Consider the following 24959-nt stretch of genomic DNA (forward strand, 5'->3'; position numbering starts at 1 on the left):
GATGTGTAAAGTTTGAGCAAACTAATTCGTTTCATCTTTATTTATGTGTAGTTCACTTAATCGTTCTACTATCTAGGTAAGAAACAAGTGTGCCACTACATCCGAGGGAGTCAGCTAGTGCTAGCTAGCTGTCCTAGTGTATGGGTGGCTAATTTTTTTGAATGAGATTCCCAGATTTTTCTAGCTTAAGGTTCATGAAGTCTTCGGCTAAATACAGCTGCCCTTTATATACGGACTGAGCTTCGTTTCTGATCGTCTCAATTGAGCAATCTGCATCGATATCTTTTTGATAGCGTGTACTAAAGTGGGTGAGAACTAAGTTAGGTATTGAAAGACTTTCTGCAAATGAAGCTACTTGGGTGGAGTAGCTATGCCCCACATGCCTTGCTTTTACAGCCATTTTTTTTGCATAGGTTGATTCGTGCACTAAAACGCTGCTATTAATACAGGTATCATTTAATAACTGCGGGTTATCATTATCCCCGCAAATTGTTACTTTTCGTGGAGACCTTGGCTTCAGAATGAAGTCGGTTGCAGCGTATGTCTCACCTTGATGGATGACATCGATACCGGCCTTTAGTTTTCCCCATAGGGGCCCTTTGGGGATACCAGCAGAAATTAGTCTCTGCGTATCAAGAGTAACCTCAATATTTCTTTCAGTAAAACTATATGCATAGGAAGGAACCCTGTGAGAAAGTTGTGCAGTGTCAATAGTGAATTGCCCGATGTCTACTTGGGGTAGATCTTCTACAGGAATGAAGCCGAGCGCAAATGGGAAATAGAGTTCGGTGATTCTTTGAGTTGATAGAAGCCACTCATAAACGGCTCGAGGGGCAATAAGTGTCAGTGGTGCTGTTCTTCGTTGCATTCCTGAGCTACCAAGTAGACCAGGGAGTCCGTAGCAGTGATCGCCATGCTTATGGGTGATAAAGATTGCACTTAGCCTATTTAGTGATAAGTTTGTATGTAGAATCTGCTGCTGGGTACCTTCCCCACAGTCGATCAAATACCAGTTCTTTCCCAGGCTTTCTATTAGCCCAATACCAGAAACATTCCTCTGCTTGGTCGGAGTGCCTGATGATGTCCCCAAAAACAGTATTTCCACTTAGTCGCTACCTAATTGTTTAGCAAAATTGAAGATTACGCTGGCTAGGGGTCTTCCTGAGCTTTGGCTTTGATTAACTTCTGATTGATAAGCAGTGTAGAAGATGAAAAAAAGCTATTGACCTCAAGTTAGGTTTAGGTATTAAGCTCCCGTCTATTGTTTATGAGCCCGGATTTTGAGGAGACAATCGAGATGGGTACCCCTGGTATTAACTTGCAGCAATATTTAGACCGTATTAATTTTGATGGAGCCCCGGGTGCTAACTTGCAGTGTCTACAGCAGTTGTTGACCCAGCACGTCCGTACGATTCCATTCGAGAACGTCACTTCATTTTTGGGAAGCCCCGTGGATATTGAGTTGGAATCTATTGAGGCCAAGTTGGTACAACAAAAACGTGGAGGTTATTGTTACGAGCAAAATGCCTTATTAGGGGCAGTGTTAGGGCAAATCGGTTTTAAAGTTACGAACCTCGCCGCACGGATACTGTGGCAAATTCCGATAGGGCATCAACCCGCTCAGTCGCATATGATTCTGATGGTGGAGCTTGAGGGTACACGCTTCCTGATAGATGCGGGATTTGGAAGTAACACTTTGACTGCACCACTCAATTTAGACTTCAGTGATCGTCAGAGCACACCGCACGGTGTTTACCGCTTTACTTTAATAGATGATGAGTACCTGTTAGAGGTTACAACCGATAGTGGTTGGCAACCTATGTACAGCTTTGACTTGAAACCTAAAACTCATGGCGATTATAAAATTGGTAGTTGGTATTGTTCAACGCACCCTAAATCCAGGTTTGTAGAGCACTTGATTGTTGCTCGGTCTTTCCCAGAGGGGCGGCATACACTTTTCAATAGACAGTTAAGCTATCAACCACTTTTAGGCTCCAAGAGTGTTGTCATGATAGCGGATGTTGATGAGCTTCGGGCTACTTTACTGGATATCTTTGGGATAGAAGTGCCGGCTGGCAGAGAAATTGATCAAAAGTTAGGCCGGATATTTGAGTCAGGCGGCATAGCGGAGAGAGTCATATGAAGAGGGTAGGTGTTGTTTACCATTCTGTATCTGGCTGCAGTAAAGTTCTTGCGGAGTCCGTGGTGGAGGGAGTTAACACGCTAGAGAAGTGTATTGGTGTTGCCCTTGAGATTCAGGGAGAGAGCATTCGTCACGGACGTTATGAAGACCAGTCATTATTAGCTCAGTTGGATCAATGTGAAGCCATAGTAATGGGTTCGCCGACTTTTATGGGTACTGTCTCCGCTCAATTCAAAGCATTTATGGATGCAGCAAGTGAACGCTATGGAGATCGGTGCTGGCTGGATAAGTTAGCTGCAGGATTTACTGTTGGTAGTAATTTTAGTGGTGATCAGCTAGGTACCATCAGGACTCTACAGGTCTTTGCTGCACAAATGGGCATGTTGTGGGTTCCCCTGGATATTCTACCGAGTCAAGATTCCCTGGGTAGAAACCGGGGTGGTTGTCAGTCGGGCTTGGTAGCTGTCGCTGAGGGGGCTGGTGAAATTCATCAGTTGGACCGACTTACAGCCGTACATTTAGGTCGTCGAGTCGCAGGCTTAGCACTACGAACTTCCGATTTTAGAACCGCGCTTCTTGACTAGCTTTTTGCTGTTCAAAAGTAGGCTGCTGATGCAGCCTATGATGACGACAATCCCGATTAGCTGAAATCCCGCTTGGTAATTGTAGAATTTCTGTGTTGGTTGTGGAGCAAAGTCAAAAAGTCTGGCTAGTAGATTGCTGAGGGAGCGGATATAAGCGAACTCTATATCTTGATCGAGTGAGAGCCCTATGAGGGTTTGAATTACCCCTCCTAAAACAAAGCCCCCAGTTACAATAAGGGCAGAGGCAATGGCGTGCGCCTTTTCAGGAAGTTCAGATTGCACTATCGAGAGAGATAGAATTGAGCTGCTGAGGCCAAACCCTAAGAGAAAATTTGCCGCCAAAGTCCAGGAGTCCGACAAGTGAATACTCAGTAAAGCTGTGACAGCAATAATTGAGAGGAAACTAAAAGTTCTCGCTGGAATTATATAATCTCCCCGATAATGAGACCAAGCACCGACAATAAAGCTGCCGATAATGATGCCCGTTGAAATCATCGCATTGAGTAGGGCACTTTCTTTGGATGTTTCACGAAAAAAATCAACCTGGAACTGGATATTCCATAAATCAGAGTAGGCGATAATTACGCCGAAAAGGCAGGAGTAGAAGGTGAGGGCCAGCCAAAAAGCTCTTGATTTGAAGCATGAATTTAGCTTGTCAAATTGAGTGGCTTTTTTGGCAGAGAGTTCATGGGAAGAGTTTTGATTGCTGCCAATAAAAATAAATAGCAGCACAGCAAGGCAAATAAAAAATAGCGCTGCGATGAAGTAGGGCTCCCGGAATGAGACTTCGGTATCGAACAAACCGATAAGTAATGAGAGTGAAGCTGCTGCGAAATTAGCTAGTCCTTGGCTAACAGCGGCCATTAGTGAAAACTTATTAGGTAAATCCCGTCCGATAACATAGATAACTCCCAAGAAGCTACTGGATAATCCAAGTGCGACTAAGAGCTGCCCTGTAAGGGCTGTTCCGAAAGAATGACTGCTGGCAAAAATTACACAGCCGCTAGCGGCGAGGGCGGCTGAGATACCCAGTAAATACCGTGGACTTATAGGGCCCAATAGTGAGCCAAGTGTCAGTTGACCAATAGAATAGGCGACAAAGTAATATCCTCCCAGCATCCCTAAGCTTTGATGGTTGAGATTGAGTTCTTGAGTGAGGCTAGGTGATAGTAGGGCAAATAGGATTGAGTTGGTTACGCTGGCGCTGAAAAATATGACTGCAACTGTCCAAGACGCGTAGCGGAAGTGTTTCTGCCCCATAGGCTTTTCTTTATCGGTGTCTATTGCCACGTCTCGGCCTTGGGCTTCACTCCTCAGCTCCTGCTTATGATTGCAGCGACCAATAGGGATAAAGCGCTAGGGTTTTAAATGGATATGAAACAAGTCGCATTAGATAGATCTTAGAGCAATTAGGAGTCGTAGCCCGAACACAAGTAGTTGATAGTAAGCAGGATTGAAATCGATCGGGCAGCTAGGTTTGATCAAAGTATCGCCAACGGCTGTTGAAGTTGAATGCTATTTGCTAGGCGGTGCCGTATTGAGGAGCTTTAATAGACTCTTTATTCAAAAGAATACACTTACAAAGTCGTTATCACGTGATTTCATCTCCCCAATAGAAACATTCCGTGGCTCGTTATCAGGTGGAAGGGATGTGAGCAGTGTGAACGCTGTTGGCATCTTGATACTGGAGGTGAGATCGTGCTTCGGGACTGGGCTTTAATGAGTATGCAACCCTGGCAATCGATGGTGGCCCATGCGTCGAAAGTCTTTCTTGGCTAGCCGTATTAATGCCGTGAGTGATGGCGTTTTTGCCATTGCTATGACGCTGTTGGTTTTTAATATCCAGATTCCCGATCTGGAGGATATAAAGCCGGGCGAGGATTTCCACAGCAATATTCTTCAGCAGTTGCCCCACTTTTTTTCCTGGATACTGAGCTTTGCGATTCTCTGTCGGCTATGGCTTACCCACAATCATCTGATGTCGGACCACCAATTTAAATCGGTTGCCTTTACCAGTTTTAACTTTTTGCTATTGGGGGCGGTGGCGTTTATTCCTTTTCCAGCAAGTTTGATGGGGGAGTATCCAGACCAGGTTTGGTCAGTGATCTTATTGTCAGCCAGCTACGCGGTGGCCGCTATCGCAATTGCGGGTATGTGGTGTGTCGCTGCGAACCGAACGAACGTATCCGCGCACCGTGTACTAGTGGTCAGCATGGTGATGTTGTGTACCAGTATCCTGGCGTGCTTGTTGACCCTTTTCAATCCCTATTGGGGGCTTGGGCTCTGGATAGTATATGTGTTGGGGATAGCGCCTTTGGCTCACTTTGTCGAGAAGCGCTATGCCCCAGTAGAGAGTTGAGATGGGGCTGGGCCTGCCATATGGGTGCTGGTGGCAGGCCTCAAAATGGTCAAATCAGGCCGCGCACCATTTTGATGTGGGGAATTCCCGCTTCGTAAAACACGTCGCCTTCCACCTCAAACCCAGCCTGCAAGTAAAACCCCTCGGCATGTTGCTGTGCATGTAAATAGACTTGCTGAAAGTTTTGTTCCTTCGCCCGCTCACAGATGGCCTGCAATAGCTGGGCCCCGATGCCGCATCCGCGTGAAGATTTCTGTACAGCCATACGACCAATTTTTCCGCCTTGGGTGAGGCGCCCGGTGGCAACTGGGATTGTTTCGCGGAAGACGAGGAAGTGCTGGGATGTCTCCTCTTGATCATCCCATTCCAGGTCCGCAGGTACCTGTTGTTCCTGTACAAAAACTGCTTCGCGAATTGAACGAATTGCGTCCCGGTCAGTGTTCCAATCCGCTAGGCGTATAGCTACTGGCATCTCAGAAATCCTCAGGAGGGTAGATCAAGGTGCCCTGTGCAACCAGCTGATCGAGAAGGGCGCTGTCTTCGGCTATTTCCGGGAAGGCTTCGATATCATCCCAGGAAATTTCATGGGATTCAGCAAACTGCTCGGCAAACGCCAGGGGGCAGGGGAAGGCTTCACCATCAACAAACAAAGTGGCTGGCTCGCGGCAAAAGGCGGTGCGGGAAGCGGGATTTAAAACCAGTTGTGCTCCCCGGGGCATTTGTTCGCGCCAGTCTGCAGCATCGTCAGCATCCAGGGCGACAGTATCCGGGTATTTTGCTTCGGTCATAACCGCACCAAACCACTGGGCGATTTTCTCCGGCTGCTGCAGCCATTCGCCGAGTTGTTGTTGCAGGCGGGCAACAGAGGCGGGGTCAATTTCCGCTGGGTTTTTCGCCACTTCAGCACCGGCATCGGTGTAACGCTGGCTGTCCGGCAAATCCATAGCGATTTCAGCGGCGAGATCTTCGAGGATCGCCGCGGCGGAAGGCGCGCGGAAACCAATAGAGATCGTGGTGCACCCACCTTCGGCTATTCCCCAATGGCTGTATTGGGGCGGCAAGTAAAGCATATCGCCGGGCTCTAGTACCCAGCTGTTTTCTGCTTCGAATTCTTTCAGGATATTGAGGCGCGTTCCTTCCAGGCGGGGATTGCTTTCATCCACCTTGGGGCCTTGTTGCCACAAACGCTTGCCTTCGGCCTGGAGAAGAAACACATCGTAGTGATCGTAGTGGGGACCAACGCTGCCCTTATCGGCGGCGTAACTGATCATCACATCATCCAGCCGCCAGTCGGGGATAAAGCGGAAGAAATCTTTTAGTTCAGCAATTTCTGACATCCACTGATCGACAGCTTGTACCAGCAGGGTCCAGTGGGTTTTAGGGAGGGAGAGAAAATCCTCTTCAGTGAATGGACCGGTGCGCAGCTCCCAGGGGCCGCTCTCACCATTTTCCAATACCAAGCGAGACTCGACCGCTTCCTCCAGGGCCATACCAGCGAGTTCTTCACCCGAGATGGGTGATTCAAAGTTGGCGAAAGCATTGCGTATCAGCAGGGGTTTCTGCTGCCAGTAGTCACGCATAAAAACTTCGATGGGCATGTCGCCAAGATGGGTAAGGGGGCTGGCCACGGTAACTCTCACTATCAGAAGGCTGGGGTTTGTATCTGGATATTCTGAGGTTCGGAAACTATCCAGCGTACTTTTGTATTTTTTAAAAGATGACCAGCCGCACTGGGTGCGGCTGGTAGCTGGGCTCGGTTAAATTTTGCGAGCTTGTTCTACGGCGTTACCGATATAGGATGCCGGAGTCATTTCCAGCAGATCGCTCTTGGCTTCTGCGGGAATCTCCAGGTTCTCGATAAATACTTTCAGGGTTTCACGGGTGATGCCCTGGCCACGGGTAAGGGCCTTCAGTTTTTCGTAAGGCTCTTCAATGTTGTAGCGACGCATAACCGTTTGGATCGGTTCTGCCAACACTTCCCATGAATTATCCAGGTCTTCCGCTAGGCGCTCGCGGTTGATTTCCAGTTTGCCCAGGCCTTTCATGGTGGCGGCATAGGCAATGGCAGAGTAGCCCGCACCCACCCCCATATTGCGCAGCACGGTGGAGTCTGTCAGGTCGCGCTGCCAGCGGGATACTGGAAGTTTGGCTGCCAGGTGCTGGAATACGGCGTTGGCGATACCCAGATTGCCTTCGGAGTTTTCGAAGTCAATGGGGTTAACTTTGTGCGGCATGGTGGAGGAGCCAACTTCACCGGCTACGACTTTTTGCTTGAAGTAACCCAGGGAGATGTAGCCCCATACATCGCGGTCAAAATCGATCAGGATGGTGTTAAAGCGGGCAACAGCGTCGAACAGCTCAGCAATGTAGTCGTGGGGCTCGATCTGGGTGGTGTAGGGGTTCCAGCTAAGGCCCAGAGAAGAAATGAATTCTTCAGCATTTTGCTCCCAATCAATATTGGGATAGGCGGACAGGTGAGCGTTGTAATTACCTACCGCACCGTTAATTTTACCCAGCAGCGGTACCGCTTTAATCTGGGCTACCTGGCGGCGTAGGCGCGCGGCCACGTTGGCAAGTTCTTTACCAACAGTAGACGGGCTGGCAGTCTGGCCGTGAGTACGGGACAGCATGGGTACGTCGGCAAAGTCCTGGGCCAGGCCTACGATAGCGTCAATCAGGGCTTCCATCGCAGGCAACATGACGTTGTCGCGGCCGGCGCGAAGCATCAGGGCGTGGGATAGGTTATTGATGTCCTCAGAGGTGCAGGCAAAGTGTACGAATTCACTCACTTTTGCCAGCTGGGCATTGCTGCTGATTTTATCCTTGAGGAAGTATTCAACCGCTTTTACATCGTGGTTGGTGGTGCGCTCGATTTCCTTGATGCGCTCAGCATCTTCCAGGGAGAAGTCGGCCACAATGCTGTCGAGCAGCTTGTTGGCAGCTTCGTCGAACTGCTCAACTTCGGCGATCTCTTTATGTGCGGAAAGTTTTTGCAGCCAGCGTACTTCCACTTCAACGCGGGCGCGGATCAGGCCGTATTCACTGAAAATTTCACGCAGGGGGGCAGTCTTGCTCTCGTAGCGACCATCAATAGGGGATACCGCTGTGAGTGCGGAAAGCTCAACTGTCATAGTAAATCTCCGGGATTAGTGTTCTATAGATTCGATATGTGCGATCAATTCGTTGGTCGCATTCAAAAGCTTTTTGCGCTGGAACAGAAGGTGCAGGCGACGCCCACCCAGCTGTCGCCATAGGGTTGCCGAGCGGATGCCGGCAAATAGCATGGAGCGAATTTGATTGGCAATACGCTGCTGTTGCAGGTAATTGAAGTCACCCAGTACTTGAATCCGGAAGCGGAAGGTACCTAGCGTATCGCTGTAGATGCTGGCGAGGTTGGAAAATACATTCTCGTGAGTCAGCTCGAAGTGCTCTGCTTGAGTCTTGGCCTTATCCAATCGGCTGCCAATGATTGATAGCAGGTCATTATTCTTACTGAGTTGTCGCTGCAGGTAGATCACCGAGAGGGCGTAGCGTAGACCGTCGGTATATTCCGGGTGTTGCCGGGTCTTTAGTATTTGCTGCGATACTTTTAAGCCGGGCAGCAGCTTGTCTGCACCGGCGAATATATCTTCAGTGCGATCAGGGTTTAGTTGGAAGAGGCTATATACCCCGGTTTCCAGCTGTTCCTGCGGTGCAGAGCCTGTTTTGGCCAGGCGCTCCACCAGTGTTGCGGATTGGAATATTCCTGCCAGTGCCAGTGCCTGATCCCGCCAGTTATTCAAAATTACTCCTTAATCTTTCTTGTATTTTTCCGGTACTGCGGCGCCAACTCCCGTGGCTTTCTCGATCACCGCACCACCGAGACAGGTTTCTCCATCGTACAGTACCAGAGATTGTCCCGGTGTGATTGCGCGTTGTGGCTCGTCGAACTCTACAACCAAATCGCCATTGTCCTGCAGGTGCACGGTGCAATCCTGATCTGGTTGGCGATAGCGGGTCTTGGCCTGGCAGCGGAAAGTTTTGCCCGGTGCTGCGCCATTAATCCAGTGGGTTTGTGTTGCTTCCAGCCCCGTTGCATAAAGCAGGGGGTGGTGTGCACCCTGGGCCACAATCAATACATTGCGCTCCAGGTTTTTTCCGACAACGTACCAGGGCTGTTCGCCTGCACCTTTGACGCCACCAATACCGAGCCCCTGGCGCTGGCCAATGGTGTGGTACATCAGGCCCGCGTGGCGCCCCATGACTTCACCCTCTGGGGTTTCCATATCGCCGGGCTGGGCGGGCAGGTACTGCTCGAGGAAATCCTTGAAGCGGCGCTCGCCGATAAAGCAGATGCCGGTGCTGTCTTTCTTGTTGTGGGTGATAAAGCCGTTTTCTTCAGCGATATGGCGAACCTCGGGCTTCTCCAGCTCTCCTAGAGGAAAGAGTGAGCGGGCAAATTCGGCTTCTCCCACCGCATGCAGGAAGTAGCTCTGGTCTTTGTTACCGTCGAGGCCCTTCAATAAATAGGTGCGGCCATCGATATCGCGGCGACGGGTATAGTGCCCGGTGGCTATTGCATCGGCACCCAGCACTTCGGCGTACTCAAGAAAGACCTTAAATTTTATTTCCCGGTTACACAGGATGTCCGGATTGGGAGTGCGCCCGGCTTTATACTCTGCCAGGAAGTACTCAAATACGTGATCCCAGTACTCCGCAGCAAAGTTGGCGGTGTGCAACTTGATGCCCAATTTCTCACAAACTGCCTGGGCATCAGCCAGGTCTGCCTTGGCGGTACAGTATTCTGTGCCGTCGTCTTCATCCCAGTTTTTCATAAACAGGCCTTCCACTTGATAGCCCTGCTGGATCAGCAGGTGTGCGGCTACAGAGGAATCCACACCGCCGGACATACCGACGATGACGCGCTTTGGCTGTTTGTTGTGGGTGGAATCAGGCATAAGAAGGACAGTCACTACTTCACTGGTATGAAAGGGGGGCGAATTTTACCTGCGAACGCCCCATTTGACCAAGACCGCTTTGATCTTCCGTTATAGATTATCGCTTTCGGCGCGGTCGATTGCGGTTGTGTGTCGGCTTTGTTCGGGGCTTGGGAGCGCTAAAAACCTCTTCCGTTCGATACTCGCCAGGCTTTAATGAGTCGAGCTTCCAGCTGCCTATCGCCACCCGGATTAGCCGCAGGGTAGGGAAGCCGACCGCCGCAGTCATCCGCCTTACCTGGCGATTCCGCCCCTCAGAGATAGTCAGCTCCAGCCAGCTGGTTGGGATCGATTTGCGTTCGCGAATTGGCGGCGTGCGGGGCCAGGGCTCCATATCAGGCAGGCGCTTGGCCTTGGCAGGTGCGGTTCGGCCATCCTTCAGGTCGACCCCTTGCCTGAGCATATAAAGGGCATCATCAGTAATTTCACCCTCCACCTGGGCCCAATAGGTTTTGGGCATTTTCCGCTTGGGGTGACTGATTTGATGTTGTAGCGCTCCATCATCAGTCAGTAGTAGTAATCCTTCAGAATCGTAGTCCAGGCGGCCCGCCGCATAGAATCCCTTGTGCTGGATAAAGTTAGCCAAAGTGGCGCGATCCTGATCATCTGTAAATTGGCTTAATACGCCAAAAGGCTTGTTGAGGAGAATAATCTTTGCCATAAGAAAAATTGAGTATTGTAATCCAACTACAAAAATTAGCCGAGGCTGCTATAATCCCGCCGTTTTTCATCCCCGCCCTAAGGTCCCGGGGGAGCGGTGCAAGCAACGCTGGACCTAAAAAGTCATAGAATTTTGGGAGTTTACGCAATATGGGTCATATCCAAGTGCCGGCAGACGGCGAAAAAGTTACAGTCAATTCCGACGGTTCGCTGAATGTTCCGAATCGCCCGGTTATTCCTTTCATCGAGGGTGACGGCATCGGTGTGGATATCACCCCGGTAATGCGCAAGGTGATCGACGCGTCTGTAGAAAAAGCTTTCGGCGGCGAAAAGAAAATCGAGTGGATGGAAATCTACTGCGGTGAGAAAGCGGCAGAGACTTACGCTGGCGACTGGTTCCCGGCTGAAACTCTGGAAGCGATCAAAGACTACGTTGTTAGCATCAAAGGCCCCCTGACCACTCCAGTAGGCGGCGGCTTCCGTTCCTTGAACGTAGCCCTGCGTCAGGAGCTGGATCTGTACGTATGTCAGCGCCCGGTGCGCTGGTTCAGCGGTGTACCTTCTCCGGTTAAAGAGCCGAACAAGGTAGACATGGTTATCTTCCGTGAAAACTCCGAAGATATCTACGCTGGTATCGAGTGGAAAGCTGACACTGACGAAGCTAAGAAAGTTATCAAGTTCCTGCAGGACGAGATGGGTGTTAAGAAGATCCGTTTCCCTGAGAACTGTGGTATCGGTGTTAAGCCGGTTTCTGCAGAAGGTACCAAGCGTCTCGTGCGCAAGGCTATCCAGTACGCTGTGGACCAGGATCGCGATTCTGTAACCCTGGTACACAAAGGCAACATCATGAAGTTCACCGAAGGTGCCTTCGCTGATTGGGGTTACGAGCTGGCTCGCGACGAGTTTGGCGCTCAGCCGCTGGACGGCGGCCCCTGGCACAGCTTCAAGAATCCGAAGACTGGCAAGGAAATCGTTGTTAAGGACGTAATTGCTGACGCTATGCTGCAGCAGATCCTGCTGCGTCCGGCTGAGTACGACGTAATTGCTACCCTGAACCTGAACGGCGACTACCTGTCTGACGCACTGGCTGCACAGGTTGGTGGTATCGGTATCGCTCCGGGTGCAAACCTGTCCGACGACGTTGCCCTGTTCGAAGCAACCCACGGTACTGCGCCTAAGTACGCTGGTCAGGACAAGGTTAACCCGGGCTCCCTGATTCTTTCCGCTGAGATGATGCTGCGTCACCTGGGCTGGAACGAAGCTGCTGACCTGGTAATCAAGGGTATGGAAGGTGCTATTGAAGCCAAAACCGTAACCTACGATTTCGAGCGTCTGATGGACGGTGCTGAGCTGAAGTCTTGCTCTGCGTTCGGTGACGAAGTTATCAAGCACATGGCTTAAGCTACATCCGTGAGGCCGGGCTGGCTTTAAGTTGGCCAGAGTCCCATGAAAAAAGCCCTTCACATTGGTGAAGGGCTTTTTTATTGTCTGTTTGCTGGGCTCGCTTAGCCGACAGCTTCCGCTTCCTTCTCCCTCGACTTTTCTGTGTGTACCGCATCAGATTCGCTTTTGCTCGAAGTGTTGGGTGAAGTGGTTTCGGAGGTCAATGCGGAGATATTTGCAGCGTGGTAGCCCTTGTCTCCTCGAATAATATCGAAGGTGACTTGCTGGCCGGCCTTCAGGGTTCGGTAGCCTTCCATCTGAATTGCGGAATAGTGCGCGAACAGATCCTCCCCTCCCTCATCTGCAAGAATAAACCCATATCCCTTAGCGTTGTTGAACCACTTTACAGTACCGGTAGGCATAACGATTCCCTCTAATTGCCTGAGTGGCCCCTGGCCACCTTACAGAGTTTTTATATTTATTTGACCTGCTGGTTAGTCGGCTGCGATCCTATCTGCGACTAACGTTTGATGTAGCGGTCACTACCTCTTGTAGTCAACAGCTGGGGGATTGTCAAGGTTCCCCGCTGACCGCTGTGTCAAAGGTCAAATAAGGTTACAATGTCACGTCATTGAAGGTTGCATTGGGTGCAATTTTCAGGCTCGATAGAATTCATTGATAATTGTTATGAGTACTTCGCGAATCATTAAACTAAGCTCCAGTGACTCCGATGGAGACAACCCGTACTTCGATGATTTCGATGGTGGGTTGGCCCTTGAGGAGGCGCCGCCGCAGCTGAAGCGGCCGCCGATGTATAAAGTCGTTATGCTCAATGATGACTACACCCCCATGGATTTTGTTGTTGAGACTTTGGAGTTGTTTTTTTCAGTAAACCGGGAGCGCGCCACACAGTTAATGTTGCAGGTTCACACACGGGGAAAAGCAGTGTGTGGTGTCTATACTCGGGATATAGCGGAGACAAAGGCCGCACAGGTCAATCAGTTCGCTCAAGAGAATGAGCATCCCCTGTTATGTGAAATTGAAGCGGACGAAAGCAAAGAGGATTGATTCTGACAAAAACTGCTTTGAACAAAGGGTCCCGTCACCTGAAGGGAATCAGCCAGGATATAAACGCCGGCGAAGGGTGCGCGCCTACCAGCGGAGTCGGCGGGAAATATTGGCGATTAGGGTTTGAGGTTTAGATGCTCAGCAAGGACTTAGAGGTAACGCTTAATCTAGCGTTCAAAGGTGCTCGAGCGAAACGGCATGAATTCATGACCGTTGAGCACCTATTGCTGGCGCTCTTGGATAACGAATCCGCAGCAGATGTTCTACATGCGTGCGGGGCGGATTTAAGTGCATTGCGCCGTGAACTCCTGGAGTTTGTGGACTCCACAACACCGTTGATCCCGGAGGCCGATACAGATCGAGAAACCCAGCCGACATTGGGTTTCCAGAGGGTCCTGCAGAGGGCCGTATTCCATGTCCAGTCATCCGGTAAAAAGGAAGTTACAGGGGCAAATGTCCTGGTCGCCATTTTTTGTGAGCAGGAGAGCCAGGCTGTTTACTACTTGAAGCAGCAGAGTGTTGCCCGGATAGACGTCGTTAACTACATCACCCACGGAATTTCCCGAGTTGGCTCCAGCGGTAACAATCACCATCACGGTTCCGATACTGCACCTGAGCAGGTAGATGAGGAAATTAGTGGGGGCGCTGAGCCAGGTGGTTCCGACCCCCTGGAAAGCTACGCCACCAACCTCAATCAAGAGGCAATTCTTGGCCGTATTGATCCGCTTGTGGGACGTGCACCTGAGGTGGAGCGTGTCACGCAGGTTCTCGCTCGTCGCCGCAAGAACAATCCACTGTTGGTGGGTGAGTCCGGTGTCGGCAAGACGGCAATTGCTGAGGGCTTGGCACGGCGTATTGTCGATGAGGATATCCCCGAACCTTTGAAAGAGAGCACTATTTACTCTCTAGATCTCGGCTCCCTGCTGGCGGGAACCAAGTATCGCGGTGATTTTGAGAAGCGCTTTAAGGCGCTGCTGGCGGAGCTCAAGAAGCGCGAGCACGCCGTACTGTTTATTGATGAGATCCACACTATCATCGGGGCCGGCGCCGCTTCAGGAGGCGTCATGGACGCCTCTAACCTGCTTAAGCCGCTACTTTCCAGCGGTCAATTGCGCTGCATAGGCTCCACTACTTTTACTGAATATCGCGGTATCTTTGAAAAAGATCGCGCGCTGTCGCGCCGTTTTCAAAAGATCGATGTCAGTGAGCCCTCAGTGGAAGAGACCGTGCAAATATTGCAGGGGCTCAGAAGCTGCTTTGAGGATCACCACAAGGTCCGCTTTACCGATGGAGCTTTAGATGCTGCTGCGCAGCTATCCAGTCGTCACATCACCGAGCGATTCCTCCCAGATAAGGCCATTGATGTAATCGATGAGGCGGGAGCCTACCAATCTTTGCTGCCTGAAGAGGACCGCAAAGAGGTTATTGGGGTCTGTGAAATTGAGATGGTTATCGCCAAGATGGCGAGAATACCTGCCAAGAGCGTGTCTGCTTCTGACAAGGAGCAGTTATCACGCCTGGATGACAATCTCAAAATGGTGGTGTTTGGGCAGGACAGCGCGATTGATGCCCTGGGTACGGCGATTAAGCTGAGTCGCGCCGGCCTGGGCTCTGAAGAGAAACCCATCGGCTCCTTCCTGTTTTCGGGCCCCACTGGAGTCGGCAAGACAGAGCTCTGCCGCCAGTTGGCGAAGGTGATGGGTATCGAGCTGATTCGTTTCGATATGTCTGAGTATATGGAGCGCCATACGGTTTCCCGCCTGATCGGCGCGCCCCCTGGGTATGTAGGTTTTGACCAGGGTGGTTTACTGACAGACTCGGTTACCAAGCACCCCCACAGTGTTGTGCTGCTCGATGAAATTGAGAAGGCGCACCCCGAAGTATTCAATCTGCTTTTGCAGGTGATGGATCACGGCACCCTAACTGATAACAACGGCCGCAAAGCGGATTTCCGCAATGTTATTCTGATTATGACTACCAATGCGGGCGCTGAGGTGATGAGCCGTCGTTCAATCGGGTTCTCCCATCAAGATCACTCCACCGATGGAATGGAGGAGATCAAGAAGATGTTTACCCCTGAGTTCCGCAATCGCCTCGATAATATTATTCAATTCCGTTCTCTGCCTCTGGATGTCGTGAAGACGGTGGTGGATAAGTTTATCGTTGAGTTGCAGGCCCAGTTGGATGACTCCAAGGTGACACTGGTTGTTGATGACGAGGCTCGAGAGTGGCTGGCGGTGCGGGGTTATGACGAGAAGATGGGTGCGAGGCCTATGTCCCGTCTGATTCGCGACAAGCTGCGCAAGCCTTTGGCAGAAGCCGTGCTCTTTGGTGAGTTGGCAGAAGAGGGTGGGCGTGTTTGCGTCACCATTGAAGATGATGAGCTGGCGATTAAAACGGCGGTGCCCGCCTAAAGTTAAATTAGCTTCAGTCAAGCAATAAAAAAGCCACCAAGAGGTGGCTTTTTTATTTCAGGTCAAATTGCCTTGCGGAATTTGGCCTCTGAGCGAATTAGCGCGCGCGGTACGTAATGCGGCCCTTGCTCAGGTCGTATGGAGTCAGCTCCACTTTCACCTTGTCGCCGGTGAGAATGCGAATGTAGTTTTTACGCATCTTTCCAGAGATATGCGCAATTACCACGTGTCCGTTTTCCAGCTTTACGCGGAAAGTGGTGTTCGGCAGGGTGTCGATCACCTCGCCTTCCATTTCAATATAATCGTCTTTTGCCATGCGGCAGCAACCTTACAATAACTTGATCAGACCTTTACCCCGGAGGCTCTTTGGCCTAGCCGCGGCTTGACGGGCGAGCATTTTGCACGAAAAGGCAAGATAGAGCAAAGGGAGAGTGTGTTGAACTAGAGCGATTTAAGGCTCCAGCGGTTTTCTTTTAACATTTCGATGGGGCGAAATTGGCTTTTATAGGCCATTTTGTGGCACTTCTCAATCCAGTACCCCAGGTAGAGATTAGGTAGTCCCAAGCGCCGGGCCCATTCGATCTGATAGAGGATGCAGTAACTGCCCAGGCTCCGTTTATCCTCATCGGGATCGAAGAAAGTATAGATGGCCGATAACCCGGCAGTCAGGATATCTGTTACCGCCACTGCCACCAACTTGCCGCGGGCTCTCAGCTCAATATAGCGAGTAGACCCCCAAGCCTGACTCAGGAAGCTGCGGTATTGTTCCCGGCTGGGCGGGTACATCTCCCCATCGGCGTGGCGCTGCTCGATATAGCGGGCGTAGAGTTCGTAATGCTCATCTGTATCGATGGACTCGATATGGAATATGTCCAGGTCCTTGTTGCGCTTCCAGCAGCGTCTCTGGTTGCGGTCGGGGACAAACAGGCTCACAGGTACGCGAGCCGGTATACAGGCGCGACAGGTCGCGCACTGGGGGCGATAGAGGTAGGCACCACTGCGCCGGAATCCCAGCTCTGACAGGCGGTTGTACAGACGCTGGTCCACTTCTGTTTGTGGATCGACAAACACCGTTGTTGCCTCCCGATCCGGCAGGTAACCGCAGGGGTGGGGCAGGGTGGCCAGTAGGCGCACTGAATCCAGCTGAGAGTATTTACCCATAAGTCCACGAAAGCTTCCAGGGCTGCGGGAAAGGCGGCTGCTTAACGCCGTCTGCCAGCAGTTGTTCGAAATCCTTACGACACATTTCCACCGCCCCAAGGCTGCTGAGATGAGGATTGCTCACCTGGCAGTCGATCAGTGGGCAGCCCCACAATTCTAATTGCCGAACGAGGTGGACAAAAGCGACTTTTGAAGCGTCTGTCTCCCGGTGAAACATCGACTCCCCAAAGAACACTCGCCCCAGCGCAATACCATAGAGTCCGCCAACGAGTCGACCGTCGCGCCAAACCTCCACAGAGTGGGCAAATCCCTGATGGTGCATGTCGATATAGGCGTCGCACATCTCATCGGTGATCCATGTGCCGGTTTCATCCGCCCGGGGGGCACGGCAGGCCTCAATTACCTCGGGAAAGGCTTGGTCGAAGGTGACCGAAAAGGTTCCTCGGCGCAATACTTTGCGCAAAGTGCGGCCAATACGAAAGTTTTGCGGGATAACCACGCAGCGAGGGGAGGGGCTCCACCACAAGATCGGCTGGTCATCTGAATACCAGGGGAAGACCCCTCTTTGATAGGCTTCAACCAGCCACTCGGGAGTCAGACCTCCTCCGGCTGCCAGCAAGCCATTGGGGTCATCCAGTGCGAATTCAGTTGGGGGAAAGTCTACAACGGTGTGGTCGAGCCACATCAGGCGGCTTTGGGTGTTCCCTGCCACGATCTGACTCCTGTCGGTAGAGGGGGATACCGGGCAGAAAAGCTCTGCCCGGGGATTTGACTTACTTCTCGGCGTCGAGGAAGCGCTCGGCGTCCAGGGCGGCCATACAGCCGGTACCCGCAGAAGTTACCGCCTGGCGGTAAATATGGTCGGATACGTCACCTGCGGCAAATACACCGGGAACAGAAGTCTGGGTGGCATTGCCGTTCAGGCCGCTCTCCACAATGAGGTAACCACCATTCATTTCAAGCTGGCCTTCAAAGATACCGGTATTCGGTTTGTGACCGATAGCAATAAACACACCGGAAACGTCCAGCTCTGTAGTGGTGTCGTCCTGGGTGTTGCGTAGGCGAAGCCCAGTTACACCGTTGTCGTCACCGAGCACTTCGTCCAGGGTGTTGTGCCAGCAGACATTGATATTGCCGTTTTCCACTTTATCCATCAGACGGTCCTGAAGGATTTTTTCTGCGCGAAGCTCGTCGCGGCGGTGAATCAGGGTCACTTCACTGGCGATATTGGAGAGGTACAGGGCCTCTTCTACGGCGGTGTTGCCACCACCGACAACAGCAACTTTCTGGTCGCGATAGAAGAATCCGTCACAGGTCGCACAGGCGCTGACACCGCGCCCCTGGAAGGCTTCCTCAGAAGGTAGGCCCAGGTACTGAGCTGAGGCACCAGTGGCGATAATCAGCGAGTCACAGGTGTAAGTTTCGTTACCTTTCAAGGTGAAAGGGCGCTGTTTCAGATCAACAGATTCGATGTGATCGAAGATGATTTCTGTCTCGAAGCGCTCTGCGTGCTGCTGCATTTGCACCATCAGGTCCGGACCTTGAAGCTCCGGAATGCCGCCCGGCCAGTTCTCGACTTCAGTGGTGGTGGTCAGCTGCCCACCCTGTTGCATACCCGTGATAACAACCGGGTTCAGGTTTGCCCGTGCAGCGTAGATAGCCGCGGTGTAGCCGGCTGGGCCTGAGCCTAGGATGATCAGTCGATGATGGTTATTGCTCATGAAGTACTCTTTAAAACTCTCAATTTGCGAAGTTTACCCAATGGGCTGGGAGTCCATATGCCCGTCCATTTTTTGATCAGGCGAGACTATTAAATTGGGCGATATAATAGGCGATATTTACCATTCGGCGAAATAGTTTGCCTTAATTTGTTCGATTGATCGTACCTATTCAACTCTCTTTGACCTTGCTAGAGGTTTGGCTCAAATCGGAGTTTGCGCCATAGTTGGCCGTAAGAGCTGGAAAAATGTAAAAAAGTTCCAATCTAACGCAGCTGCTGCTGGCACTGCTAGGGGGAGAATGGGGTGTCACAAATTAGAATTACGGATTGTTAGATGTATTGAGTGTGTGAGCGTCATAGGGGCCAGTGACTTCGAGTAAGTGCCCAAACCCCAGTGGGTTGAGGATCGTTATGCGCTACAAAAGAAAGTTCATACCCTTAAACCTGAAGCGAGAGCAGTTGGGGCATCCTAAAACTTTTCTGACCCTTAGTGAGGAGGCCCAGGCTTTCGTAGCCGAAATTATCGACGATAGTTATTCGTTGCGTTTTTCCATTGATCTGGAGCCCGATGGCGATCACCGGGCGAGCTTACATGGCCCACCCCACCTGCTGGATCTATTTACCGCGCTCAACTTGCAAATACGCTGTGAAATTGTCTCTGATGGATATGGTGATACAGGAGGTGGGGCGGTTACTTGCGCGGGTGAGCCAGAAGAGCTCGAGAAGTTTGCTATGGCGCTGGGCCTCAGCAATGGTTGTCGAGTTCTCGACTTGATGTGTGGCAGGGGAGTCCTGAGTAGCTACCTGCTTAAGTTTGCCAAAGCTCATGGGGTTATTATTCAATGTAGCTTGTGCGATTCCCACCCTTCGCAGCTTGAAAACCTTGACCCAAATATTCAATTGCTAGCTGCCGATATCACTATAGGTGATGGAAGAAACTTGCCATATCCCAGTGAATTATTTGATGCTGTGGCAATCAGAATGGGCCTGCACGAAGTGCCTTATAAAGATCAGCCCCTGGTTCTCCAGGAGTGTTATCGGGTTTTGAAGCCGGGAGGTCCGCTGTTGGTTTGGGACTTGATGCCGGCGTCTGCCGGGGTCCAAGATTTACTGTGTGCCCAAAAGCGAAAACTGTCAGCGCTGACACACCGTGAATCGTTGCTCTTGGATCGGTTCTTTTTGCGGGAAGACCAGTTGTTACAATTGCTCAGCGATGCAGGCTTTTCGCAAGCAGAGCGGGTATCCAGAACCTATTACCGGGATAGTACTCAAGACAAATTAAAAACAGAGTTGGGCGGGGATCAATACAAATTGGAAATTCTGAATAGTTACCTCCGCGAGAGAGTTACCCAGGCGATTATTGATGAGGTTTGCTGGGAGGATTCAGGGCAGGATATCTCGATGATGATTCCAAATTGCATCTATCGCACGTACAAACCGATAAATTTAGAAGAGAATACTGGCTAGGAAGCGCTCCAGGTTTTTCGATACTGCCGCCAAACAACAAAAAACTACTTGGTGTCAGGGATCGTAAGGCGCAATCTGAAAGCGTAGATTGTAAAATAGCCTGATTGAGTTGCTTTCTTCTGTAAGCAATACAGAATTTTGTCAGGCGGCATGGGGATTCAGGTCCCAGGTAGACACCGCCAAGTTCATGTGGACATAAAAAGTACAGCATTATTGAGGTAAGCCATTGAAGGCCGAAAGCGCAACTGAAAAAAGCCCTGCAGAGAGCAATGCATTGCCAGACTCATTGATCGCCCGACTCGTTCGCGAGGGGGCCCTGATCAGTTTGCTGGCTGGTGCCCTGTTGCTCGCCATTAGCCTGTTAAGCTTTAGCGCAGAAGATCCAGGCTGGTCGCAAACTGGCAGTACCCAACAAGTGCACAATGCCATTGGGCCAGCCGGTGCTTGGCTGGCAGATGTGTGTTTGTCTTTGCTCGGATGGATGGCTTACCTGTTCCCCTTGCTGATTGGTCTGCGGGCCTATCACATCCTTCGCGATCGCAATGCCCGCTTCCATTTGCCGCTATTTGCTTTGAGAGTATTTGGCTTGCTGCTTGTTCTTGTCAGCGGGGCGGCAATGGCGACTCTTTGTTTTGATCCCGCAGAAAACCCATTGCCGTTTACCAACGGAGGCATCATCGGTAGCGCGATGGCGTCTGCCCTGGGTTCTAGCCTCGGCTATGTAGGGGCAACCATTTTACTGCTTGCGATATTTGCTATCGGTGTCACTGTTTTTACAGGTTTGTCGTGGCTCAAATTGGCAGAGGCAATCGGCAAGAATGTGCTCGGCTTTTTTGCCTTGCTGGGCAGCTTCTATCAACGCTGGCGTCAAAAGCGCAATGAGCGGAGGGTGGCCAGAGAGGCGATTGTCGTACGCAAAGCCGCTGTGGAGGAAGAGAAGCAGCGAGTTGCAAAACGAATTCCCCCGAAGATTGAGCCCGCTGCCCCCAAGCCGAAGCAGAGTCCTCGGGCAGCAAAGGAAAAACAGCGAGAGCTTTTCAAAAGTGGTCCGGTTACTGGAACCCTGCCGCCACTGGGTCTTCTCGATCCAGCAGATCAAAACAAGAAGGCCGGTTTCTCCCGGGAATCCCTGGAAGCGCTGTCGCGTCTGCTGGAACTTAAGCTGAAAGACTTCGGTGTTGTTGCCGAAGTGGTATCTGTTCTGCCGGGGCCGGTAGTAACCCGCTTTGAAATTCAGCCAGCTCCCGGCGTAAAGGTGAGCAAGATTTCCAATCTGGCAAAAGACCTGGCGCGCTCGCTGGCGGTGATCAGTGTGCGTGTGGTTGAGGTAATCCCAGGCAAGTCGGTTGTGGGTATCGAAATCCCTAACGAAAATCGACAGATGGTACGCCTCAGTGAAGTGTTGTCGGCAGATGTCTACGATAATGCCAAATCGCCACTGACTCTGGCGCTCGGTCACGACATTTCCGGTCAGCCGGTGGTGGCCGATCTGGCCAAGATGCCTCACTTGCTGGTAGCGGGTACCACCGGCTCGGGTAAATCCGTGGGTATCAACGTTATGTTGTTGAGCCTGCTGTACAAATCCACGCCCGATGAGGTCCGCCTGATTCTGGTGGACCCAAAAATGCTGGAGCTCTCGGTGTACGAGGGCATTCCGCATTTGTTGACCCCGGTCATCACCGATATGAACGATGCCGCCAATGGTTTGCGTTGGTGTGTTGGAGAAATGGAGCGCCGCTACAAGTTGATGGCGGCAATGGGGGTGAGAAACCTTGCAGGCTTTAACCGCAAAGTGAAAGAAGCGGAAGAGGCCGGGGAGCCGCTGATCGATCCTATCTGGCAGCCAGATCCCGCCTCGAGTGTGCCGGAAGATGAACAAACCGCACCGGCCCTGAAAGCACTACCTGCCATTGTTGTTGTGATTGATGAATTTGCCGACATGATGATGATTGTCGGTAAAAAGGTCGAACAGCTGATCGCACGAATCGCTCAAAAAGCCCGTGCAGCTGGGATCCACTTACTGCTTGCAACCCAGCGACCATCTGTGGATGTTATTACCGGCTTGATTAAAGCCAACGTACCTACTCGAATCGGTTTCCAGGTTTCGTCCAAGGTGGATTCCCGCACAATCCTCGACCAGGGCGGTGCGGAGCAGCTGCTCGGTCATGGTGACATGTTGTACTTACCGCCTGGAAGTGGTGTTCCCGTTCGTGTCCACGGCGCTTTTGTCGACGATCACGAAGTGCATAAAGTTGTCGCGGATTGGGGCCGTCGCGGTGAGCCTGATTATATCGATGGTATTGTCGACGATAGTAATAACAGTATCCCCGTGCCCGGATTACAGTCTGAAGGCGGCGAGGATGAAGACCCTGAAGCCGATGCGCTCTACGACGAAGCCGTAGCTTTCGTCACTAAATCCCGCAAGGCGTCAATTTCCTCTGTGCAGCGTCAGCTGCGGATTGGTTACAATCGCGCGGCTCGAATTATTGACGCCATGGAGGCTGCCGGGGTGATATCTGCGGCGGGCCACAACGGCAATCGAGAGGTGCTGGCACCGCCGCCAGCCTGATAAGAGTTTGGCCCTTGGAGCAGTGGCGGGTTAAGCCACTGTTCACTTAGTCGGGGTTAATCTTTAAGGAAATCAATACGTTGGGACTCCACTATGAAAAAAATTCTGCAGGGTCTGCTGCTTTCAATCAGTGTTACCGCCAGCGCGGCCTGGGCTGATGCCACCGATGACCTGAGCGATTTACTCAAGCCGTTGGAGGCGATTTCGGGTAATTTCAAACAGACATTGATCGACGAGCGTGGTGAGGTCACACAAAAGAGCAATGGTAGCTTTTCTGTGCAGCGTCCGGGCAAATTGCGCTGGAAAACCGGTGAGCCTTATCCCCAGTTACTGGTGACAAACAACAAGACGCTCTGGCTGTACGATCCGGACCTGGAGCAGGTGACAGTTCGCCCGGTGGATGCCCGTATAAAAGATACTCCAGCCCTATTACTGGGGGGCAAAGTAGAGGAAATTCGGGGCTCGTTTAATGTGAGCCAGAAAGAAGGGGTTTATCACCTGACTCCCAAGAACCCCTCGGCCCCTTTTAAAGCCATGGAAATTCGATTTGCCAAAAATGGCTTGCCGTCGGCAATGACCGTGCGCGATGGTATGGGACAAACCACTGAAATTCAGTTCAGTGGTATGAAGGCGAACCCAAAACTATCCGCTTCTATATTTGATTTTAAGCCCCCGGCCGGTACTGACATTATTAAAGATGAGTGATCTGTTCGATACTCCCAAAACCCACCAACCCCTCGCGGCCCGTATGCGGCCGAACTCCCTGGCTCACTATGTGGGCCAGTCGCATTTATTGGGGGAGGGCAAACCTCTGCGGGAGGCCGTAGAGCGCGGCCAGCTGCACTCAATGATTTTGTGGGGCCCACCCGGTGTGGGCAAAACCACTTTTGCGCGGTTGCTAGCTGAAGAGTGCGATGCTCGATTTGCCACCCTGTCTGCGGTACTCGCCGGAGTGAAAGATATTCGTCAAGCGGTGGCCGAAGCTGAACAGCACCGGATACAGTCGGGCCGCCACACTATTTTATTTGTCGATGAAGTGCATCGATTTAATAAGGCTCAGCAGGATGCCTTCCTTCCTTACGTGGAGGAGGGCACTGTGACTTTTGTTGGGGCGACCACGGAGAACCCCGCTTTTGAGTTGAACAATGCGCTCCTGTCCCGGTGTCGGGTCTATCTTTTGCGCAGTATTCCCGAAGAGGAGTTGTTGGGGTTGCTGCGCTACGCCCTGCAAACCGACCAGCAGTTGCGCGAGCGGAGCGTCAACATTCCCGAAGAAGTGTTGGGTAAGATTGCCCGGGCTGCCGATGGGGATGCCCGCAGTGCACTGAACTTGCTGGAAGTGGCCTGCGATCTGGCCAAAGAGGAGGCCGGACGACTGATTGTCGATGAAGACGTGCTCGCCGAGGTGCTCAGTGCCGATGTTCGCCGTTTTGATAAAGGCGGCGATTATTTTTACGATCAAATTTCCGCCATGCATAAATCAGTGCGGGGGTCTGACCCGGATGCGGCGCTCTACTGGTTTGTGCGGATGCTGGATGGAGGCTGCGATCCGTTATATATCGCTCGCCGTGTCGTACGTATGGCCAGTGAAGATATCGGCAATGCGGACCCGAGGGCTTTGCAGTTGTCGCTGAATGCCTGGGATGTGCAGGAGCGCTTGGGGAGCCCCGAGGGCGAGCTGGCAATTGCCCAAGCCATTACTTACCTGGCGGTTGCGGCAAAAAGCAATGCAGTTTACTCCGCTTACAATCGTGCCGTGGCGGATGTTCGTCGCGAGCCCAGTTACGAAGTGCCAGTGCATTTGCGCAATGCCCCTACCAAACTGGCAAAAAGCCTGTCCCACGGTGCGGAGTATCGCTACGCCCACGACGAACCCGATGCTTTTGCTGCGGGAGAGAATTACTTCCCCGAAGAGATTGCTGAGCGCGAGTACTACCAGCCGGTTCCCCGAGGGCTGGAGTTAAAAATTTCAGAAAAATTGCAGACTCTGCGCCGACTGAATCGCGAGAGTGACAGGCAGCGTTACAGAAACTCTAAATAGATAGAAAGGAAGCAGCTAAATGCAGTGGCTGGCAGTCGCCCTGGGCGGCGCACTTGGGGCAGTTCTTCGCCACCTGGTGAGTATCTGGAGCTTTCCGGTATTTGAGGGTCGGTTTCCGCTAGGAACCATCATTGTCAATTTAACAGGCTCTTTTTTGATCGGTATTGTTTATGTACTGATCGCTCACCGCGCCATGTTGGGGGAGGAATGGCGTCTACTGTTGATGACCGGCATGTTTGGCGCACTGACAACCTTTTCCACTTTCTCCCTCGAAAGCCTGATACTGTGGCACAATGGCCAGCCGCTGGTGGCCCTTGGCTATATTGTCGGCAGCCTTGTTGGTTGTTTGTTGGCCACCGCTGCTGCTGTCGCTTTGGCGACACGGTATTTTTAATTTAACTTCTCTGTTGTAGG

The 24959-nt window shown here is 51.7% G+C and carries 24 protein-coding genes; 11 read left to right on the forward strand and 13 right to left on the reverse strand.

Translation table 11 applies throughout. The annotated features are described in order from the left end of the window. Positions 1-148 precede the first annotated feature (148 nt). Entirely contained in the window at positions 149-1105 is a 957-nt protein-coding gene (locus tag ACJJI5_RS11340; protein ID WP_445354040.1) for an MBL fold metallo-hydrolase, read from the reverse strand. Between the two features lie 192 nt (positions 1106-1297). Here ACJJI5_RS11340 and ACJJI5_RS11345 point away from each other — a divergent pair, with 192 nt between their 5' ends. Both ACJJI5_RS11345 and ACJJI5_RS11350 read left to right on the forward strand, forming a co-directional pair. Continuing rightward, positions 1298-2143, forward strand: coding sequence for an arylamine N-acetyltransferase family protein (locus ACJJI5_RS11345; RefSeq protein ID WP_445354041.1), 846 nt, complete (start codon positions 1298-1300; stop codon positions 2141-2143). Then, a complete protein-coding gene (locus tag ACJJI5_RS11350) occupies positions 2140-2727 on the forward strand; it encodes a flavodoxin family protein (RefSeq protein ID WP_445354042.1) in 588 nt (195 codons plus the stop codon). The genes ACJJI5_RS11345 and ACJJI5_RS11350 overlap by 4 nt, the downstream gene beginning before the upstream one ends. On the opposite strand, the gene ACJJI5_RS11355 is transcribed toward ACJJI5_RS11350, so the two are convergent. Continuing rightward, positions 2689-3987 carry an MFS transporter gene (locus ACJJI5_RS11355; protein ID WP_444933386.1) on the reverse strand — a complete coding sequence of 433 codons (1299 nt, stop codon included), beginning with the start codon at positions 3985-3987 and terminating at the stop codon, positions 2689-2691. The genes ACJJI5_RS11350 and ACJJI5_RS11355 overlap by 39 nt on opposite strands. 493 nt (positions 3988-4480) lie before the next feature. On the opposite strand from ACJJI5_RS11355, the gene ACJJI5_RS11360 reads away from it, so the two are divergent. Beyond that, entirely contained in the window at positions 4481-5086 is a 606-nt protein-coding gene (locus ACJJI5_RS11360; RefSeq protein ID WP_444897520.1) for a TMEM175 family protein, read from the forward strand. Positions 5087-5135: 49 nt separating this feature from the next. On the opposite strand, the gene ACJJI5_RS11365 is transcribed toward ACJJI5_RS11360, so the two are convergent. The 6 genes from ACJJI5_RS11365 to ACJJI5_RS11390 all read right to left on the reverse strand — a co-directional run bounded on the left by ACJJI5_RS11365 (position 5136) and on the right by ACJJI5_RS11390 (position 10723). Next, positions 5136-5558 carry a GNAT family N-acetyltransferase gene (locus ACJJI5_RS11365; protein ID WP_444913226.1) on the reverse strand — a complete coding sequence of 141 codons (423 nt, stop codon included), beginning with the start codon at positions 5556-5558 and terminating at the stop codon, positions 5136-5138. Position 5559: 1 nt separating this feature from the next. Continuing rightward, positions 5560-6714, reverse strand: a complete 1155-nt coding sequence (locus ACJJI5_RS11370; protein WP_444913225.1) for a JmjC domain-containing protein — start codon at positions 6712-6714, stop codon at positions 5560-5562. Positions 6715-6843: 129 nt separating this feature from the next. Beyond that, complete coding sequence (purB, locus tag ACJJI5_RS11375; RefSeq protein WP_413662229.1) at positions 6844-8217, reverse strand: adenylosuccinate lyase; 1374 nt, start codon at positions 8215-8217, stop codon at positions 6844-6846. A gap of 15 nt (positions 8218-8232) precedes the next feature. Next, positions 8233-8871: a high frequency lysogenization protein HflD gene (gene hflD / locus ACJJI5_RS11380; RefSeq protein ID WP_413665869.1), complete on the reverse strand. Its 639-nt coding sequence runs from the start codon at positions 8869-8871 to the stop codon at positions 8233-8235. Between the two features lie 6 nt (positions 8872-8877). Further along, complete coding sequence (gene mnmA, locus ACJJI5_RS11385; RefSeq protein ID WP_444933384.1) at positions 8878-10023, reverse strand: tRNA 2-thiouridine(34) synthase MnmA; 1146 nt, start codon at positions 10021-10023, stop codon at positions 8878-8880. A gap of 97 nt (positions 10024-10120) precedes the next feature. Further along, positions 10121-10723 carry a pseudouridine synthase gene (locus ACJJI5_RS11390; RefSeq protein ID WP_445354043.1) on the reverse strand — a complete coding sequence of 201 codons (603 nt, stop codon included), beginning with the start codon at positions 10721-10723 and terminating at the stop codon, positions 10121-10123. A 149-nt stretch (positions 10724-10872) separates the two neighbouring features. On the opposite strand from ACJJI5_RS11390, the gene icd reads away from it, so the two are divergent. Then, positions 10873-12123, forward strand: coding sequence for an NADP-dependent isocitrate dehydrogenase (icd, locus tag ACJJI5_RS11395; protein ID WP_020415259.1), 1251 nt, complete (start codon positions 10873-10875; stop codon positions 12121-12123). 104 nt (positions 12124-12227) lie between these two features. Here icd and cspD read toward each other — a convergent pair whose 3' ends face one another. Further along, on the reverse strand, positions 12228-12527 hold the full coding sequence (gene cspD, locus ACJJI5_RS11400) for a cold shock domain-containing protein CspD (RefSeq protein ID WP_413662225.1): 300 nt from the start codon (positions 12525-12527) through the stop codon (positions 12228-12230). 265 nt (positions 12528-12792) lie between these two features. On the opposite strand from cspD, the gene clpS reads away from it, so the two are divergent. Both clpS and clpA read left to right on the forward strand, forming a co-directional pair. Further along, positions 12793-13173, forward strand: coding sequence for an ATP-dependent Clp protease adapter ClpS (gene clpS, locus ACJJI5_RS11405; RefSeq protein WP_413662224.1), 381 nt, complete (start codon positions 12793-12795; stop codon positions 13171-13173). A 134-nt stretch (positions 13174-13307) separates the two neighbouring features. Further along, the gene (gene clpA / locus ACJJI5_RS11410) at positions 13308-15587 is read left to right on the forward strand and encodes an ATP-dependent Clp protease ATP-binding subunit ClpA (protein WP_413662223.1); all 2280 of its coding nucleotides are present in this window, start codon (positions 13308-13310) and stop codon (positions 15585-15587) included. Positions 15588-15684: 97 nt separating this feature from the next. On the opposite strand, the gene infA is transcribed toward clpA, so the two are convergent. The 4 genes from infA to trxB all read right to left on the reverse strand — a co-directional run bounded on the left by infA (position 15685) and on the right by trxB (position 18469). Continuing rightward, on the reverse strand, positions 15685-15903 hold the full coding sequence (infA, locus tag ACJJI5_RS11415; RefSeq protein WP_010130378.1) for a translation initiation factor IF-1: 219 nt from the start codon (positions 15901-15903) through the stop codon (positions 15685-15687). Positions 15904-16028: 125 nt separating this feature from the next. Further along, a complete protein-coding gene (locus ACJJI5_RS11420) occupies positions 16029-16748 on the reverse strand; it encodes an arginyltransferase (RefSeq protein ID WP_413662222.1) in 720 nt (239 codons plus the stop codon). Continuing rightward, a complete protein-coding gene (aat, locus tag ACJJI5_RS11425; protein ID WP_444894753.1) occupies positions 16741-17433 on the reverse strand; it encodes a leucyl/phenylalanyl-tRNA--protein transferase in 693 nt (230 codons plus the stop codon). The genes ACJJI5_RS11420 and aat overlap by 8 nt, the downstream gene beginning before the upstream one ends. A gap of 88 nt (positions 17434-17521) precedes the next feature. After that, the gene (gene trxB / locus ACJJI5_RS11430; RefSeq protein WP_282933072.1) at positions 17522-18469 is read right to left on the reverse strand and encodes a thioredoxin-disulfide reductase; all 948 of its coding nucleotides are present in this window, start codon (positions 18467-18469) and stop codon (positions 17522-17524) included. Positions 18470-18879: 410 nt separating this feature from the next. On the opposite strand from trxB, the gene ACJJI5_RS11435 reads away from it, so the two are divergent. The 5 genes from ACJJI5_RS11435 to crcB all read left to right on the forward strand — a co-directional run bounded on the left by ACJJI5_RS11435 (position 18880) and on the right by crcB (position 24939). Continuing rightward, positions 18880-19935, forward strand: a complete 1056-nt coding sequence (locus ACJJI5_RS11435) for a methyltransferase domain-containing protein (protein ID WP_282933071.1) — start codon at positions 18880-18882, stop codon at positions 19933-19935. Between the two features lie 226 nt (positions 19936-20161). Beyond that, entirely contained in the window at positions 20162-22504 is a 2343-nt protein-coding gene (locus tag ACJJI5_RS11440) for a DNA translocase FtsK (protein ID WP_282933070.1), read from the forward strand. A 93-nt stretch (positions 22505-22597) separates the two neighbouring features. Next, entirely contained in the window at positions 22598-23209 is a 612-nt protein-coding gene (gene lolA / locus ACJJI5_RS11445) for an outer membrane lipoprotein periplasmic chaperone LolA (protein WP_445354044.1), read from the forward strand. After that, positions 23202-24545, forward strand: coding sequence for a replication-associated recombination protein A (locus ACJJI5_RS11450; RefSeq protein WP_413662219.1), 1344 nt, complete (start codon positions 23202-23204; stop codon positions 24543-24545). The genes lolA and ACJJI5_RS11450 overlap by 8 nt, the downstream gene beginning before the upstream one ends. 19 nt (positions 24546-24564) lie before the next feature. Next, on the forward strand, positions 24565-24939 hold the full coding sequence (crcB, locus tag ACJJI5_RS11455) for a fluoride efflux transporter CrcB (RefSeq protein WP_282933067.1): 375 nt from the start codon (positions 24565-24567) through the stop codon (positions 24937-24939). The last annotated feature ends 20 nt before the right edge of the window (positions 24940-24959 follow it).

Source organism: Microbulbifer maximicatervae (SeqCode), from assembly GCF_052467955.1.